This is a genomic window from Terriglobus sp. TAA 43 (assembly GCF_000800015.1).
Classification (GTDB): domain Bacteria; phylum Acidobacteriota; class Terriglobia; order Terriglobales; family Acidobacteriaceae; genus Terriglobus.
This window is the reverse complement of the sequence record NZ_JUGR01000001.1, coordinates 3,012,061-3,027,662: the sequence shown is the minus strand read 5'-3', so window position 1 is coordinate 3,027,662 and position 15,602 is coordinate 3,012,061. Positions and strand designations below refer to the sequence as shown.

11 protein-coding genes are annotated in these 15,602 nt (G+C 56.8%); 5 read left to right on the top strand and 6 right to left on the bottom strand.

All coding sequences use genetic code 11. The features are described from left to right. Nucleotides 1–3 precede the first annotated feature (3 nt). The 3 genes from M504_RS12945 to M504_RS12935 form a co-directional block, all read right to left on the bottom strand. Nucleotides 4–402, bottom strand: a complete 399-nt coding sequence (locus M504_RS12945) for a hypothetical protein (RefSeq protein ID WP_047492019.1) — start codon at nt 400–402, stop codon at nt 4–6. An 82-nt stretch (nt 403–484) separates the two neighbouring features. Continuing rightward, entirely contained in the window at nt 485–865 is a 381-nt protein-coding gene (locus M504_RS12940; RefSeq protein WP_047492017.1) for a DUF4440 domain-containing protein, read from the bottom strand. Nucleotides 866–870: 5 nt separating this feature from the next. Next, nucleotides 871–1,134 carry a ubiquitin carboxyl-terminal hydrolase 14 gene (locus M504_RS12935; RefSeq protein ID WP_047492014.1) on the bottom strand — a complete coding sequence of 88 codons (264 nt, stop codon included), beginning with the start codon at nt 1,132–1,134 and terminating at the stop codon, nt 871–873. Nucleotides 1,135–1,300: 166 nt separating this feature from the next. Between M504_RS12935 and M504_RS12930 the strand changes: the two genes are divergently transcribed. Beyond that, entirely contained in the window at nt 1,301–2,392 is a 1,092-nt protein-coding gene (locus M504_RS12930) for a DUF2235 domain-containing protein (RefSeq protein ID WP_047492012.1), read from the top strand. Nucleotides 2,393–2,398: 6 nt separating this feature from the next. Here the strand turns inward: M504_RS12930 and M504_RS12925 are convergent, their stop codons facing one another. Then, nucleotides 2,399–4,840, bottom strand: coding sequence for an endonuclease MutS2 (locus M504_RS12925; RefSeq protein WP_047492009.1), 2,442 nt, complete (start codon nt 4,838–4,840; stop codon nt 2,399–2,401). 263 nt (nt 4,841–5,103) lie between these two features. Between M504_RS12925 and M504_RS12920 the strand changes: the two genes are divergently transcribed. From M504_RS12920 to M504_RS12910, 3 genes are all read left to right on the top strand, one after another. Next, on the top strand, nt 5,104–8,610 hold the full coding sequence (locus tag M504_RS12920) for a carboxypeptidase regulatory-like domain-containing protein (RefSeq protein ID WP_047492007.1): 3,507 nt from the start codon (nt 5,104–5,106) through the stop codon (nt 8,608–8,610). Between the two features lie 149 nt (nt 8,611–8,759). Next, nucleotides 8,760–9,749 (top strand): porphobilinogen synthase, encoded by a 990-nt coding sequence (hemB, locus tag M504_RS12915; RefSeq protein WP_047492004.1) that lies wholly within the window; start codon nt 8,760–8,762, stop codon nt 9,747–9,749. A gap of 467 nt (nt 9,750–10,216) precedes the next feature. Then, nucleotides 10,217–12,424 carry a bifunctional diguanylate cyclase/phosphodiesterase gene (locus M504_RS12910; protein ID WP_156993742.1) on the top strand — a complete coding sequence of 736 codons (2,208 nt, stop codon included), beginning with the start codon at nt 10,217–10,219 and terminating at the stop codon, nt 12,422–12,424. Between the two features lie 18 nt (nt 12,425–12,442). Here the strand turns inward: M504_RS12910 and M504_RS12905 are convergent, their stop codons facing one another. Then, nucleotides 12,443–14,122 carry a hypothetical protein gene (locus M504_RS12905; RefSeq protein ID WP_052200699.1) on the bottom strand — a complete coding sequence of 560 codons (1,680 nt, stop codon included), beginning with the start codon at nt 14,120–14,122 and terminating at the stop codon, nt 12,443–12,445. A 99-nt stretch (nt 14,123–14,221) separates the two neighbouring features. Between M504_RS12905 and M504_RS12900 the strand changes: the two genes are divergently transcribed. Continuing rightward, nucleotides 14,222–14,629, top strand: coding sequence for a hypothetical protein (locus M504_RS12900; RefSeq protein ID WP_156993740.1), 408 nt, complete (start codon nt 14,222–14,224; stop codon nt 14,627–14,629). A 61-nt stretch (nt 14,630–14,690) separates the two neighbouring features. On the opposite strand, the gene M504_RS12895 is transcribed toward M504_RS12900, so the two are convergent. Then, nucleotides 14,691–15,590 (bottom strand): TIM barrel protein, encoded by a 900-nt coding sequence (locus M504_RS12895; RefSeq protein WP_047491998.1) that lies wholly within the window; start codon nt 15,588–15,590, stop codon nt 14,691–14,693. Between the last annotated feature and the right edge of the window lie 12 nt (nt 15,591–15,602).

Genomic DNA, 15,602 nt, shown 5'->3' with positions numbered 1-15,602 from the left:
GTTTCACTTCTCCTTAGGAAGAAGGTAATTCAACGGACTCAGTGGCCCCACCGGGATCAGATCAAATGTCATCATGCCGGCCACCCCCAACGGCAGCTTCTCCAGCAGTTCATGCGCCTCGTCGGGAGTGGACACATTCATCAGGAACACCACTCCTGGCTTGTCCTTGCGCACGTACCACTGGTCAATCTTGCCGCCAAGGTAAAGCCGCACCGTAGCCGAGACCTCCTGCGGCATGATACTTACGCGGTTCGCACCAGCCCCGGCAGCAGTCACACTGCCAATCGCAAGGACCTTCGTTGTCGGCACGGTTGGAAGTGATGAAGGGTTGGCTGGCGCCTGCGCAGACACAAGTCCACCTAGAACAAAAAGAAATCCGAAAATACTCTTGAGCAGTCGCATGCACACCTCTTCGATCGCTTTCTGAATATGGTTGTATATACAACCATATGAGACGTCAAGAAAATTGAAGCAATGAGATCCACTATGAGGAAATGACGGTTCCCTGATGGAAGACGATCTGCCAACCCTGTTCGGAGCGTCGCCAGACTGTGGAACGCCATGTAACGCGTTCCACCTGTTGCAGTTTGTAAGTCAGCAGGAAGGTGTCAGCAGAAAGACGCCGGACCTCATGATGTGAAGTAATCCAACCCGCAGCTTTTGCGTCCACCGGGGGTGTCGAAGCGAGATGCTTGAGGATGAAGGCGCGATCGTAACGCGCGCCGGAAGCACCGATCTCCCAGTATTCATCGACCATGCGACGCGCAAAATCATCCATCGACGTGCCGAATGCTTGCGTATGAAAGATGGGTTCCAACGCGCGTATTTCTTCCAGAACAGAAGCTGTATCCGAATGATCTTCCATCGCGTCTATTCGAACTCGAGCATCACCTGGTCGATGTAACACCAGCCCCAGCTCTCACCGGGCTCAATGGATTGCATGATGGCGTGGTTCGTTGCATGAAAATGCTTGGTGGCATGCTTCCCTACCGATTGGTCGCAGCAGCCTACATGGCCGCAGGTCAGGCATAGACGAAGATGCACCCATCGGCCACCTGTCTTCAAACACTCCTCGCAACCGTTGGTGTTTGGTGAAACATCCTGAATCTCATCCGTGTGTGTGCAATGCGGCATAGCAACTCCCTGCGCCCACAGTATCACCGCAGCGCACATGCTTGGGCGCAATCGCAAAGGGAGCGACGAAGCGTGCAGAAATTCCCGTAGCAATTCCCCTTGCATTCGCTTTATTCGCAAACCCATAATGTGCGCGACCAGATTTTCCCCAGTGAAGAGGCACGGAATGAAGAAGATCATCCTTTGTGCAGATGGAACATGGAACAGCCCGCCGGGTGTAACGGATGACGGTGGGGGCACCAACGTCTGGAAGATTTACTGCGCCATACCGGACACCGATACGCAATTGAAGTTCTACGACAGCGGCGTTGGAACGAAGGGCAATCCGGTGGACCATTTGACCGGCGGTGCCATGGGGCAGGGGCTGTTTGAGAAGGTGCAGGATTGCTACTCGTTCCTGTCGCATGTCTACGATCCGGGTGACAGCATTTATCTGTTCGGCTTTAGTCGCGGAGCTTATACGGCGCGCAGCGTGGGCGGAATGATTGCGGCATTCGGAGTTCCGACAAAGAACCTGTCGAACGCAACCACTGCCGAGATCTTCGCTGCATACCGTGAAAGCGATAAGGACAAGCGCGCCGCCCTAAAGGCACAACTCAAACAGTCCTACGATCTGCAGGATGTGCACATCGCCATGATCGGCGTGTGGGATACAGTCGGCGCATTGGGCATTCCCGGTGGCATGTTCCATTTTCTGAACGACAAGGAATACGGATTCCTGGACACCACGCTGAGCGACTGCGTGGACCGTGCCTTTCATGCCGTGAGCATTGATGAACGGCGAGCAGCTTTCCAACCAACGCTGTGGACCGCGAAAGACGGAAGCTATCTCGCAAACGATGGACGCGTTGAGCAGGTTTGGTTTGCCGGAGTCCACTGCGATGTGGGCGGCAGCTATGCCGATTCACATCTGGCAGACATCACACTGGGATGGATGATGAACAAGGCGAAGGAATGCGGATTAGAGTTTCTTCCCGACGCAGAAGCCAAGTACATACAGAATCTTGACCCAGTTTCAGCAGAGGGAGCGGCACATGACGAATGGAGTCTGCTGAAGTGGGGCGTCGCCAAACGACGCACTGTGCCAGACCAGTCGCACCTGGCCAGCAGCGTTTTCGACCGATGCGCAGCGGCAGCCTTGAGTCCGGGATACCAGCCTGAAAATCTCAAGTGGGATGCTCAACAAAAGAACAAGCCAAATCCGTATGGACGCACAGAGGTGCTGCCCTATGCGCAGCCGGTATGGCCACCGAAGTGATAAACGTTATTGGCGCAACTGAACCAGCGTTGCGCCCTGGCCGCCTTCGTTGTACGGAGGCTCTTCAATGCTGACGACATGCGGATGTTTGCGTAGATAATCGCGCAGGCTGCGACGGAGAATTCCCATTCCCGTTCCATGCACGACGCGCACCGTTGGACGTCCCGCAAGAAACGCCTGATCGAGGAAGCGTTCCACTTCGTCACGAGCTTCATCCGCAGTGCGACCAATGACGTTGATCTCGCCCGGCACCATGTCCGGCTCACGCGCCACCACCTTGATACCGCGTTTTTGCGCATGCTGAATGGGCGACTGCCGCGGTGCGGGGACAGTGACGTGTGCAATGTCATCCTTCGGCACGCGCATCTTCATTGGGCCAATGGAGACTTCATACGTGCGATCGTCGATGATGCGTTCCACCTTCGCATCGCGTCCCATCGACTTCAGCCGCACCATGTCGCCTGCGCTCACGGCATTCACAACGTGCGGTTGCGCTGCGGGATCCTTCTTATCCGCACCCGAAACGTGGGCCACAACCGTTTGATTGAAGCTCTCCTGAAACTCACGCTTCAGGCGGGCAACGCGGCGATCCGCCTCGGCAGTAGCCTTAACCTTCGCGCCCTTGTCCTCAATGGACTTCACGCTCTCGCGCATCTGGTACTCAAACTCCTTCATCAGAGATGCGAGTTTGACCTCCAGTTCGCGTGCGCGTTTGTGTTGCTCGTTCTTGCCTTCGGCTTCCAGGCGACTCTTCTCGCGCTCCACTTCCATCTCGCGCAGGCGTATGTCATTGCGCTCTTTCGCAACGGCCGTAAGTTGCGTGTGGAGTTCATCGAGAAAGCGGGCGATGTCCGCGGACTGTGTTGTCACCGACGCACGCGCAGCCTTGATGATGGATGCCTCAAGCCCAAGCCGCTCGGCAATGTTGATACCGCTCGACGCACCCGGAACGCCCATGCGCAATTCGTATGTGGGCGCGAGTGTGCGTTCATCAAAACCAACCGCGGCATTCACCACACCCGCATGTTTCGCGGCATAAATCTTCAGCGACGTGAGATGCGTTGTGATGATGCTCCATGCACCCAGCGTTAAGAAACGTTCGCTGATAGCAACCGCCAACGCTGCGCCTTCTTCTGGATCGGTGGCCGAACCAAGCTCATCCAGCAGTACCAACGCGCGATTGTCTGCCTCGCGTGCGATCTCGTTCACATGCGAAATGTGCGCGGAGAACGTAGACAGGTTGCGTTCGATCGATTGTGCATCACCGATATCCGCATACACGCCCGAGAAGATTGGCAATCGCGCATTCGATGCGGGAACAGGCAATCCAGCCTGCGCCATCAGCGCCAGCAAACCAACCGTCTTCAACGCGACCGTCTTACCGCCGGTGTTCGGGCCGCTGATGATGAGCTGCTTTCCTACACCGGGAAGGCTCAGCGTTAACGGCACAATCTTCGTGCGTTCCTCGCGCATGCGAAGTTGCAACAGTGGATGACGCGCCGACTCAAGGCTGAGCGCAGCATCATCGCCATGTGGTTTACCGTCAGTGAACACTGGACGAACGCAATCCAACTCCTGTGCAAACTTCGCATAGGCAAAATGCGCTTCCATCTCTGCAAGCACTTCCGTACTACGCGCGATGGAACCCGCCTGCTCGCCCACAGCTTGCGTCATCGCGACGAGGATGCGATGAATCTCCTGCTGCTCCTCATCCAGCAGACGCACCAATTCATTGTTCTGCTCGATGGTTTCCATCGGCTCCACGAACACCGTCTGCCCCGACGAAGACGAACCATGGACAACGCCCGGCACGCGACGACGAAACTCCGTCTTCACCGGAATCACAAATCGCTCACCACGAATGGTGATCACATCTTCCTGCGCGCCGCCCTCGGCACTTACCGCGCACAACTGACGACGCAGGCTTTCTTCAATCGCCTTATGCTGGCGTTCCATCGCCTTGCGAATACGCGCGAGCTCTGGCGATGCCGAATCCGCGAGAGAACCATCGGACTCGATCTTGCCGCTGATCAGTTGCAATAGGCGATAGAAGTTGGTCTGCACCACCGGCTGCGAGATAGCCGTGACCGTCGGCCAGCGATCACGAATCTCATCTGGCGGCTCGACAACGAGGCTGCGCCAGTCGGCGATGTGTTCTGCAAGCTCTGCAATACGCCGAAGCTCCAGCGGCTCCAGCGATGCGTTGGGTATGCGCGACTTGTCCAGCAGCGTGTTCGCATCGAAGAGGCCGTGAAAGCTGAATGCTCCGCCTGCAATCAGAAAAAGACGGATCTCCGCAGTGACGGTCTGCGCGCGTTCGATCAGTTGCAGATCGCGAGTAGGCTCCAGCGCCAGCACTCGGGCGCGTCCCAGGGAAGACTGTGTTCGGGTTGCAAGATGCTCCCGCAAGCGCGGCCATTCCAGCGCGGCGGGGCTCGTTTGACGCATCAAAATAGGTTCTGCCACATGTCCATTGTATTTCGCCTACTGAAATGTGGAGGCATGGAAGGCCCGTAGATATAGGGGTTGAGCGCTTCTATCGCAATCAGTAAAAATCTATGAAAATCGGGATAGTTATCGATAACTATTTTTCGGTTAAAAGCGTTTTGAATGCTTGACTATTGATAATTCAGCCGCGTAGAACGCGTAGGGCTTAAGTTCGCCAGGGATATGTGTTGCGAATAAGCTCTTCTGTTTCATTTGGAGGCACTATGTACCAAAGACACCACCTTGTGAGATCGCTGATTGCGACCTCACTCGCGATTCCACTCGCGCTTAGCGCAGTGGGTCAATCCGACAGCACATCCGTCTCAGGCGCTGTGACCGACGCAACCGGCGCTCTGCTGCCGAATGCAAAGGTCACCATTCGCAATGAGGCGACGGGCACTGAGCAGACCATCAACAGCAATGAAAGCGGACAGTACACCGTTCCCAACGTTCGCCCGGGCAGCTATACCGTCACAGTCGAAGCGAACGGATTCCAGACATTCAAGACCACCGGTGTGCAGGTCGACGCTTCGATTCCGAAGCAGGTCAATGCATCCATGAAGGTCGGCGATGCCGGCAGCAGCGTGGTGGTGGAAGCCAACACGAACACCGTACAGACTGAGTCTGCCGTACTGGGCCAGTTGGTAACGCAGGAGCAGGTCAAGAGCATTCAGCTCAACGGCCGTAATCCGCTGTTCCTTGCTCAGATGGAACCGGGTGTCATCCGTACCTCGCCGATGGCAAGCTTCTCGTTCGGCCTGGATAACAGCATCTACATCGGTGGCGGTCGTAACCAGGGCGCACTGATTACGCTTGACGGCGCACCCATGGTTCGTACCCGTTCCAACGGTACATCGGTCGGTACTGCCGACGTGGACGGAACGGCACAGGTACAGATTTTGTCCAGTGCTTATCCGGCTGAGTATGGCCGTTCAGACGGTGGCCAGGTCCGCATCGTTCCCAAGAGCGGTACGTCCAGCTTCCACGGCACAGCATACGAGTATCTCCGTAACAACTTCTTCAACGCGAACACCTGGCAGCGTAAGCTCCCTTCGAACTCGTTGGCGATTCAGCAGCATCCGCAGGCGTTCCGTTACAACCAGTACGGCTTCAACCTGAACGGACCGGTTTACATTCCGGGTCACTGGAACAAGAACAAGGAAAAGCTGTTCTTCCTGTTCGGCCAGGAATACGTGAAGTATGTTGTTGCGGAAACAGTGTTCAACAAGGTTCCGACCGCTCTGATGCGCACCGGTAACTTCAGCGAACTGCTGACCCAGAACCAGAACAACATCTTTTACAGCGGATCGCAGCAGATCTATCATCCGTATGCAGCGGGACAGACCAAGGTTCCCTATGCGAACAACATCATCACCGACCCTCTAAGCCCGAACGGCATTGCGTTGATGAATGCCTTCCCGCTGCCCAACGCAACGGCCGCGACTTACAACTGGGTGGATTCGGCGCCTAACATTCAGGACCAGCGCAAGGACACCCTTGTGGTGGATTACGTTCCGTCCGATGCTCACCGCATCCGCTTGACGATCCTGAACTACGCCTTCAAGCAGACCTCTCCGCATAACGGTGGTTACAACAAGCTGCCGCAGAAGTGGAACCGTCCGAACCAGGTTGCTGTGCTGCACTACTCCTGGAACATCAACCCCTCGACCGTGAACGAAGCAATCGTCTCTGTTGCTTCCGATCACGTCACCATCGGCGTTGATACCTCCAGCGGTCTGTATGACCGTACCAAGTACGGCATCAACTATCCGTACCTGTTTGGCGCTGCGACCAAGGATCTGCCGCTGAAGTACCCGACCATCTCCATCCCGAACACGACCCTGCTGGACGGCACACCCTATCCGTCGAAGTCTGGCGGCACGGTGTTCACCGTTGGCGACAACCTGACCAAGGTATGGGGTAACCACACCGCTAAGTTCGGCGCTTCCGCCGAGTACGCTGGCGAAAACAACAAGGACCAGATCACCGTTTCCAACACGCCTGGTTCCACGAATAACCAGAATGGTCGCTTCAACTTCACGGATTCCCGTACAGGTGGAACCACCACAGGAATCGGCTTCTCGAATGCAGCATTGGGTCTGTTCGATACCTATGCTGAAATCGGTCAGCGTTCGTACACGCTGTACCGCGCCTGGGCATATGACGCCTTCGCGCAGGACAGCTGGCACGTGACGCCGAAGCTGGTCGTAGAAGCCGGTATCCATTACAGCTTCTACAACCCGTACTACGCGAAGTGGGGCAACCAGTCCGTATTCAGCCCGAAGGATTACAACCCTGCAAACGCAGCGACTGTAAGCCAGACCACGGGCTTCGTTACCGGCACGCAGCAGCAGATCTACAACGGTGTTGTGATCCCCGGCAGCGGCTTCCCGTCGATCGCAGCTGGCCACGTCAATGCGGACATCCTGGCGAATGGGTATTCCTTCCTGTTCCGCGGGTACGACCGTCAGTACTCGCCTACCATCAAGACGAACTTCCAGCCGCGTTTCGGTATCACCTACCAGGTAAAGCCTGGCACGGTAATCCGCGCCGGCGGTGGACGTTACGTGCAGCGCCTCGGTATCACGGATAACGTGTTTACCGGTGGTAACGCACCGTTCCAGCCTGCAGCAGCCGTCTCATTGGGCGTTGCAGACAACCCGGGCGGCGCTGGTACCTCCAACCAGTACCCACAGCTGTATTCTTCGCAGGCATTCAACTATCCAAGCCCCGAAGCTTACAACTGGAACTTCACCATCGAGCAGGAGCTGAAGCAGCTTGGCGTTCTTACGCTCTCGTACGGTGGACGTAAGGGTATTCACCTGGAAGAACTGCTGAATATCAACCAGCTTCAGCCCGGAACACTCTTCCTGGCCTCGAGCCTTCTGCCCGGCAGCACCACGACCAAGAAGAACACCGATTCGTTGCGCCCCTACCAGGGTTACAACGCGATCAACCAGGCAACCAACGGTGGTGCATCGAACTACAACTCGCTGCAGGTTAACCTCCGTCGCCGCCTGACCAACGGTCTGCTGTTCGGTATCGCCTACACCTGGTCCAAGTCGCTTGACTTTGGTTCCAGCAACGGCACCAAGCTGCCCAACACGTTTGACAAGAACCTCATGTACGGTCGTTCGGACTTCGATCGCCGTCACGTGTTCATTGCCAACGTGGTGTACAATATCGACCAGTTCAACCACTCGTCCTACTTCATCAACCGCGCTGTGCTGGGTCACTGGCAGATCTCGGGTACGCTGCAGGCACAGACGGGCGCTGGACTCGGTGTAACCACCGGCACTGACTTCGCCGGTGTGGGTTCGGGATCAGGTAGCCAGTACGTGATCATGCCCCACGCCACGACAAGCAGCAAGTCCTTCGCTGGACAGGGCACGACGAAGACCTGGTTCGACACCACGGCCTACGTCACGTCGGATACGGTACTTAACTCCACCTACGCTGGTAAGTTCCAGCCCCGTGGCGCACGTAACGTAATCAGCGGACCTGGCTTCCAGAGCTACAACGCAGCTCTGAACAAGAGCTGGACTCTCGTCCCGGGACACGAGGCAACACAGCTCACGTTCCGCGCCGAAGCGTTCAACCTTGCAAACCATCCGACTGCGGACAACCCGGACACCGGTTACACCTCCGCTACGTTCGGCCAGAGCAAGACCAAGGGACAGACGTACAGCATGGATCGTCAGTTCCAGTTCAGCCTGCGTCTCGCGTTCTAACTCAACCTAAACAAGCAACACTTTCGGGCTCCGCTTCGGCGGGGCCCGATTTCTTTGCCGTTTAGCGCCGAAAGAAATGTAGACAAACTGTGGACTGGCTGAAGTCCTTCGTTTTCTGTAGCGTTTGTACGAAAACGTACAATATCAAAATGCAGTTTCCCGTGACCCGCATGCGACGCCTACGCCGCACCGAAGCGATGCGTTCGTTGACGCGTGAGACCTTCCTGCAGCCTTCACAGTTCATCTACCCATTGTTTATCTGTCCGGGTGAAGGTGTTCGAAAGCCGATCAGCAGCATGCCGGGTGTCTTCAACCTATCCGTCGACGAAGCACTGAAAGAAGCTGCTGAATGCGCCAGCCTTGGCATTGGCGGTTTACTCCTGTTTGGCCTTCCCGAGAGCAAGGACACTGAAGGCAGCGGAGCTTATGCGGATGACGGCATTGTGCAGCGCGCGCTGCGTGCCCTGAAGGCTGACTCCTCGTTGCGGTCGCTGGTGATGATCGCCGACACCTGCCTGTGTGAATACACCAGCCACGGCCACTGTGGTCCATTGACCGGCGAAGGCAGTGATTGCACCGTGGATAACGATGCCACGCTGCCGCTGCTGGCGAAGACGGCGGTCTCGCAGGCGCGTGCGGGTGCAGACATCATTGCCCCCAGCGACATGATGGACGGCCGTGTGGGTGCCATCCGCGATGCGCTGGATGAAGCCGGATTAGCGGAAACGCCGATCATGAGCTACGCCGCAAAATTTGCCTCAGCGTTTTACGGTCCATTCCGCGAAGCCGCCGATTCCACACCGCAGATGGGCGACCGCCGTGGTTACCAGATGGCAGGCGGCAATGTGCGCGAAGCGATGCGTGAAATTGAACTCGATGTGGCGGAAGGTGCGGACATGCTGCTGGCGAAGCCCGCAGGCCCTTACCTGGACATAATCCGGGCCACGCGCGAACGCTTTGACCTGCCGCTGGGTGCATATCAGGTCAGCGGCGAATACAGTATGTTGCACGCTGCATTTGAGCGTGGCTGGCTCGATAGGGACCGCGCCATGATGGAGAGTCTGCTTGCCATTCGCAGGGCCGGGGCGGACTTCATAGTCACCTATTTTGCGAAAGAGGCATCTCAGCGATTGCGCTGAAAGAAGACGACAGCCGCGACCGATACCCCCTATGGGGGATGGGAATGCATTGAATCTGGAACTTACGCTCAGGGGTGCACGTATTTTAGGTTGGTTACGAGACGCTACCCCACGACATGGTTTCCGAACACTGTACAAAGGATGAACAGTCTTCTCACGCAAACGTGAGAGAGGGGATGTAGCAAGTGCGAGGCAATCTTTTTGATCTGCTGCTGCTGCCCGTCCTCGTCATCTTCTTTGGCGTACTTCAGGCCAGTCGACCGCAGAGACGTTTCAGGTTATGGCTCGCTGGCTGGATTTGCATTCTAGCCAGTTTCCTCGTCTGGTTGCCACAGAGTCATGGGCTGATTGTCAGCCCGTCTCTAGAATCCCTTCGCCTTGTACTTCTGTTTGTTGGCGGCCTACTGTTTGTTTTCTCTTTTGCCGCGGACGGTCTCTCTCCCCGTTCTCTTACTTTGAAACTTGCCATGGTTACGCTGCCCGCGGCAATCGTCGCCGTGGGAACGACCTATGGGTTTCAGCAACCCGGTTACATATTCGCCTGCATCCTTGCTGGCGAAGCGATTGGAATCTATGTCGCGTGGTGTGTTCTCGGCAGGAAATCGCCCGCACTACCGTGGATTCTTCTGCTCTGCGTCGTCTCCATCGCCGTGAAGACTGTGTTGCTGGCCGCGGGTAATATCAGTGCCATTCTCGCCGCCATCCTCATCCAGATATTTCTCGCCTGTGTCATCCTTCTGCTGGCTGGCCCTCTTGGCAAACATATTGGTGCGTGGATCTGCGCGCTGGGCTTCCTGGGATGGGCCACGATGTATGTGGTCTACGAGTTCATCGATATACATCCGGAGTGGGTGCATTCGCTGAGTCAGATCTGGAACCTTCCCAAATACATTGCTGGGATCGGGATGATCCTGCTGGTGCTGGAACTCGACACTTCCAAGATCAGGATCCTCAGCGAAGAGTATCGCCTTCTCTATGAGAGCAATCCGCAGCCCATGTGGATTTACGATCCCGAGAGCGCGAAATTCCTTTCTGTGAACGATGCCGCCGTGCAGGTGTACGGCTATCCGCGGGAAGAATTCCTGGACAAGACTCTGTACGACATCATGCCTGAGGATGAGCGTACCCGCCTTCGCGACGCGGAGGCCGTCCCTCTTCCGGACGCACGGCAATACTGGCGTCACCAGCGCAGGGACGGAACCATCTTTGATGTGGACATTTCCGGACATGATGTTGTGTTCCAGGGGCGCAAAGCACGCTTCATCATGGCCATGGACATCACCGAGCAGGAGCGCACCAATCGCGAACTGGTGTATCGCGCGCAACACGATCCGCTCACAGGTCTTGCGAACCGTATGTTGCTGGAGGACCGCGCACAACAGGCGATTGCCCGTTCCGCACGCGACGGCAATAAGGTGGCGCTGCTCACTCTGGACATCGATCGCTTCAAGCAGATCAACGACACCTATGGCCATCTGGTTGGCGATGAATGCCTAAAAGAAATCGCCAGCCGCCTGCAATCACGCGTGCGTGACGCGGACACACTGGCCCGTACCGGCGGCGAAGAATTCACCGTAATGATCGGTGGCCTGCCCTCAGCTCGGGGTGCTACGGGAGCCGCAAATGCATTGCTGAGTTCGCTCACGCAGCCACTGAAGCTCAGCGACAATGAGATCGCCGTCTCCATGAGCATTGGCATCGCACTGTATCCCGACGATGGCCTGGAACTGGACACCATCCGTAAGCGATCTGACAGTGCGCTCTATAAAGCGAAGCGCATGGGCGGCGGATGCGCCGTGATGGCAAATGAACAAAACGAGGTGGAGTCCCACTCCGCCACGGAGGTTGAAGTCGCGCTGCGGAACGCGCTCTCAACCAATCAGCTCGAGGTCTATTACCAGCCCATCTACAACAACATTGGGCACCTGTCGCGTGTGGAAGCGCTGATACGGGGCGTAGACGAGTTCCTTCGCAAGACCGGACCCGCCGTATTCATTCCCGTGGCCGAAGAGAGTGGTCTGATCCTGCCGTTGGGCCATTGGGTGCTGAACGAATCCTGCCGTCAGATGGCGGAATGGCGAACCATGGGGCTTCCGTCCTTCCAACTGGCTGTCAATGTTTCGGCGCGCCAGCTTGTGCAGCCGAGCTTTGCAGAGAAGGTGTTGCAGACGCTGCAACGGCACAAGTTGCCGCCCCAGATGCTGCACCTGGAGTTAACGGAAACCACACTGATGAACGACTTCAGCAGCATGATCCACAGCATGAAGCGACTGGCGGAAGCAGGCGTCCTGTTCTCGATCGACGACTTCGGCACTGGCTATTCGTCACTGGCGCGACTCAGCGAACTTCCCATCTCCGCAGTGAAGATCGATCGTTCGTTCGTGTTGAAACTGCACGATAACGCGCCCGCTGTCGGCATTGTTCGCGCTATCGTGCACATGTCACGCCATCTGAATCTTGAGATTGTGGCAGAAGGCGTGGAAAATGCGGACCACGTCCGCATTCTGCGAGAACTGGGTTGTGATCTCTTCCAGGGCTTCTATCTCAGCAGGCCACTGTCACCTGAAGCGTTAGTGGAGAAGGCGCGCCGCGATGCCTTGGCAACCCCATTCCAGGACTCGCCCAAAGCGCGCCTCTCCGGCGAGCGACGCGCCGCAGAGGCAAACGCTGAATAGCGTATCTCCGCAAAGCCATTACGCCTGAAAGGGCGATGCTCCTGCCTTCTCCAGCCAGGGATACATCGTTGCCGTTCCATTGTTCTTCCAATGAAATGGCGTGCGCGAATCCGTCCAGTCCGTGGGTTCTGCTTGTGGTCTCTGTCCGGCCAGTGCGAAGGCCTCGCGTATCGCCGTTTTTGCGCGCGCGTCGATGCTGCGCGGATCAGGCGACACCAGAAGAATCGACCCGCTGGCCGCCACAGCATGTAGCCATGCCTCTGTCTGCTGCCATGGGATGTCCGGCGTAAACGGCACGCAATCGGCATCCGTTCGATAGAAGACGCGGTCCTGTGGCAAACGGAACGCGAGCGTGTTCACACCCATGCGACGCGTGCGTTCCCAATCGCGTCCGCTCGTATCATCACCGGTGCGGGACGCGTCAAAGATGCCCACCGACAGATGCCCGATGGTGTTGCAGCCAAGGATGATGCGTTCATCGTCTGCGGTCTTGCGAATGTCCTGGTAGAGTTCGCGAATGATCTCCGCGTTCGTACGACTGCGATCGTGGAAGCTCCATCCTTCGCGTGTTGGTGACGCACCAAAATCCTTGCCCCATCCACCCAACAGCTCATACGTGGTGAAGTCGTGTTTCAGGAAGTCGAAGCCCCAGTCGCGTGCCTGCTTCACCACATGCAGCACCTGTTCACGCGCTTCAGGAACGGTTGGGTCGTACGCAAGATCGCGTGTTGACTGACGCCAGTGCTTCGCGGGCAACAGCCATTCTTCGCGTGTGCCACTCTTCGCCTGCAACGGGCGAATCCAGATGCCGGGAGCTACGCCGCGTTGATGGATATCCTCTGCCAACTGTTGCAGCGATGGGAAGCGCGCCGCATCCTGATAGCCGTCGTCAATGATGCAGAAGGGCGTGGCTCCATGCACAGGCGCGATCTCTCGCATCAGGTCAGCGTCGCGCAGAATTCCCTCTGCAGTGTTCTTGCCATAGGCGTAGTACCAGTCGTTGGAGCCGTACATAACATCCAGCGCATAGTGGCCTCGCTGGTTCGGGATCGTGACCCCTGCGGCCATCTTTCGGCATAAGCTTTTCGTTGCAAGCCATGGACTCTGCTGCGTTGGTGCAAGGGCAACCACAGACGCCAATGCAACTACGCGATCGGCCAACACCACACCATTACCGCCATTACGCACATCAAGCCACAGCGAAATACCTTCGCTGTCCACCTGCCAGAAAGCGAGTGCGGAACACCCGGTCTTCACACCTACACCGGCCGTCACTCCAGCATGTGAAGCCAGCAGATACCACGGCAGAACTCGCTCGGGTTGCAGCGGCAGCCACGCTAGGTCGCCGTAAGAACGTTCCCACGCGTCGCCCAGTACCTTTACTTCTTCTGATATCTTTCCCTGCCAACGCAGATGAATCCGCTGCACCGGCATCTGCGGCGCATGCAGCGTGATGTCCAACGCTTCCGCGTGATCCGCTACCTCAAGCTCAAGGCCCGCTGTTGTCCAACGATTCCCGCTCTTTTGCAGATCGACAAACGTCTTCTCATCTTTGACTTGCGCGCGAACCATGTCCGGTTGGCGCAGCACTTGTTGCAAGGGCGAAGAGACTTTCGCGGCAGCGGCGAATGAAACACAAGCACCACCTGTGACAGCAACCAATGATCCAGCCTGCAGAAAACGACGTCGATTGAGCATAGGGAAAATGCTACATGGCTACACATCTTTCCCCCACATGAAAGCTTTTCTGTATTTTCATTGCGGATCGGCCTGACTGCCCTTACCGTGAAGGAACGCATGGGAATTCCGCAAAAGCAGGAAGATATCGGAGTCACGACGGTTGAACCCAACAATTACCGTCACCTGGTGCAGCCCTACAACGACCGCCCGACCGTAGAGCTGAAGCAGGGCGAGGTGGCCTGCCCATTCTGCGGCAATTCGCAGTTTCGGCGTTCGCGCCTGCGTTTCGTGGATTTGTTTGAGGTGCTGATGCTTCGCTATCCAGTGCGTTGCACCCGTTGCGCCAAGCGTCAGTTCACAGACATTTACATCGCCATGATGTCGTATCCGGCGAAATTCCACGGCGGCAGCGTAGCGCAGGGCGATACATCGTGGAAGGCCTGGACCGATCGCCCCACCCCCATCACGAAGGCTTCCAGCGCCTCTTCAGGAACGGCCAATTCTTCTCGCGAAGACGTCGCTTAAGCATTCGCAGAAAATACAAAGGGCACAGCAGAAGCTGTGCCCTCATTTCACTGGAAAAGAATCACGCCTGCTTCATCGCCGCAATCGCCTCTTCGCGTGCCTTGCGCAGCGTCGGCACCCACTCATGGCCAGCGGACGGCGTGAACTCCATGCAAATGTAACGGTCATACTTCAACCGCGCCAGTTCCTTGTAAATGTTCGTGTAGAAGACTTCGCCAGTACCCGGCTCATGGCGTCCCGGCACATCGGCAATGTGAACCAGACCCACCTGATCCACATTCTTGGTCAGCTTCTCAATCAGGTTTCCGGCCTGTTTCTGTTCATGGTAGAAGTCGTACAACACCTTCACCTTGGGGCTGCCGACAAGACGCGTGATCTCAAACGCATCTGCCACGCTGGGCACCGCTTCCATCTTGTATTCCAGCAGATCGATCGGCTCCAGGACGATCTCGATATCGTCCTTCGCGCATAGATCCGCGGCATACTTCAACGTGTCCACAATCGCATCGCGGCGCTGTTCCGGAGTCTGCGATGGCACGCGCGTGTATGCCGTGTAGATGAACTGGTTGCAGCCCAACTGCTTTGCGCCAGGAATGGCCTTCTTAATGTCCTCTGTCAACGCATCACGCTTCGAGGAATCGGACAGCGCATTGCGCCCCGGCACAGCCGAGTCAATCGTGATGCCGTACTTTTCCTTGGCAGCAAGAGCCGTCTTCCACTCTTCAGGGGTCCACTTCTCGTATTCGTTACCCACTTCCGCGCCGGTATAGCCAGCTTCCGCCACGCGCTGCAGCTTCTGTTCAAACGATAGAGTCTTGTCCATCGTCCACAGCATTACGGAGAATTTGTGACCACCATTGGCGGCAACGGTGTTGGCTGGCTCCGCAAACAGGTTGGCAGAAGGCAACATGGTTGCGGCAGCAGCGCCAAAAGAAAGCTTATGAAAATCGCGGCGGTTCATCGTGTCTCCGTC

Excerpts from the sequence above, each read along its gene's own strand:
- M504_RS12945 (WP_047492019.1), bottom strand. The coding sequence starts at position 402 with ATGCGACTGCTCAAGAGTATTTTCGGATTTCTTTTTGTTCTAGGTGGA.
- M504_RS12940 (WP_047492017.1), bottom strand. The coding sequence starts at position 865 with ATGGAAGATCATTCGGATACAGCTTCTGTTCTGGAAGAAATACGCGCG.
- M504_RS12935 (WP_047492014.1), bottom strand. The coding sequence starts at position 1,134 with ATGCCGCATTGCACACACACGGATGAGATTCAGGATGTTTCACCAAAC.
- M504_RS12930 (WP_047492012.1), top strand. The coding sequence starts at position 1,301 with ATGAAGAAGATCATCCTTTGTGCAGATGGAACATGGAACAGCCCGCCG.
- M504_RS12925 (WP_047492009.1), bottom strand. The coding sequence starts at position 4,840 with ATGCGTCAAACGAGCCCCGCCGCGCTGGAATGGCCGCGCTTGCGGGAG.
- M504_RS12920 (WP_047492007.1), top strand. The coding sequence starts at position 5,104 with ATGTACCAAAGACACCACCTTGTGAGATCGCTGATTGCGACCTCACTC.
- hemB (WP_047492004.1), top strand. The coding sequence starts at position 8,760 with ATGCAGTTTCCCGTGACCCGCATGCGACGCCTACGCCGCACCGAAGCG.
- M504_RS12910 (WP_156993742.1), top strand. The coding sequence starts at position 10,217 with ATGGTTACGCTGCCCGCGGCAATCGTCGCCGTGGGAACGACCTATGGG.
- M504_RS12905 (WP_052200699.1), bottom strand. The coding sequence starts at position 14,122 with ATGCTCAATCGACGTCGTTTTCTGCAGGCTGGATCATTGGTTGCTGTC.
- M504_RS12900 (WP_156993740.1), top strand. The coding sequence starts at position 14,222 with ATGGGAATTCCGCAAAAGCAGGAAGATATCGGAGTCACGACGGTTGAA.
- M504_RS12895 (WP_047491998.1), bottom strand. The coding sequence starts at position 15,590 with ATGAACCGCCGCGATTTTCATAAGCTTTCTTTTGGCGCTGCTGCCGCA.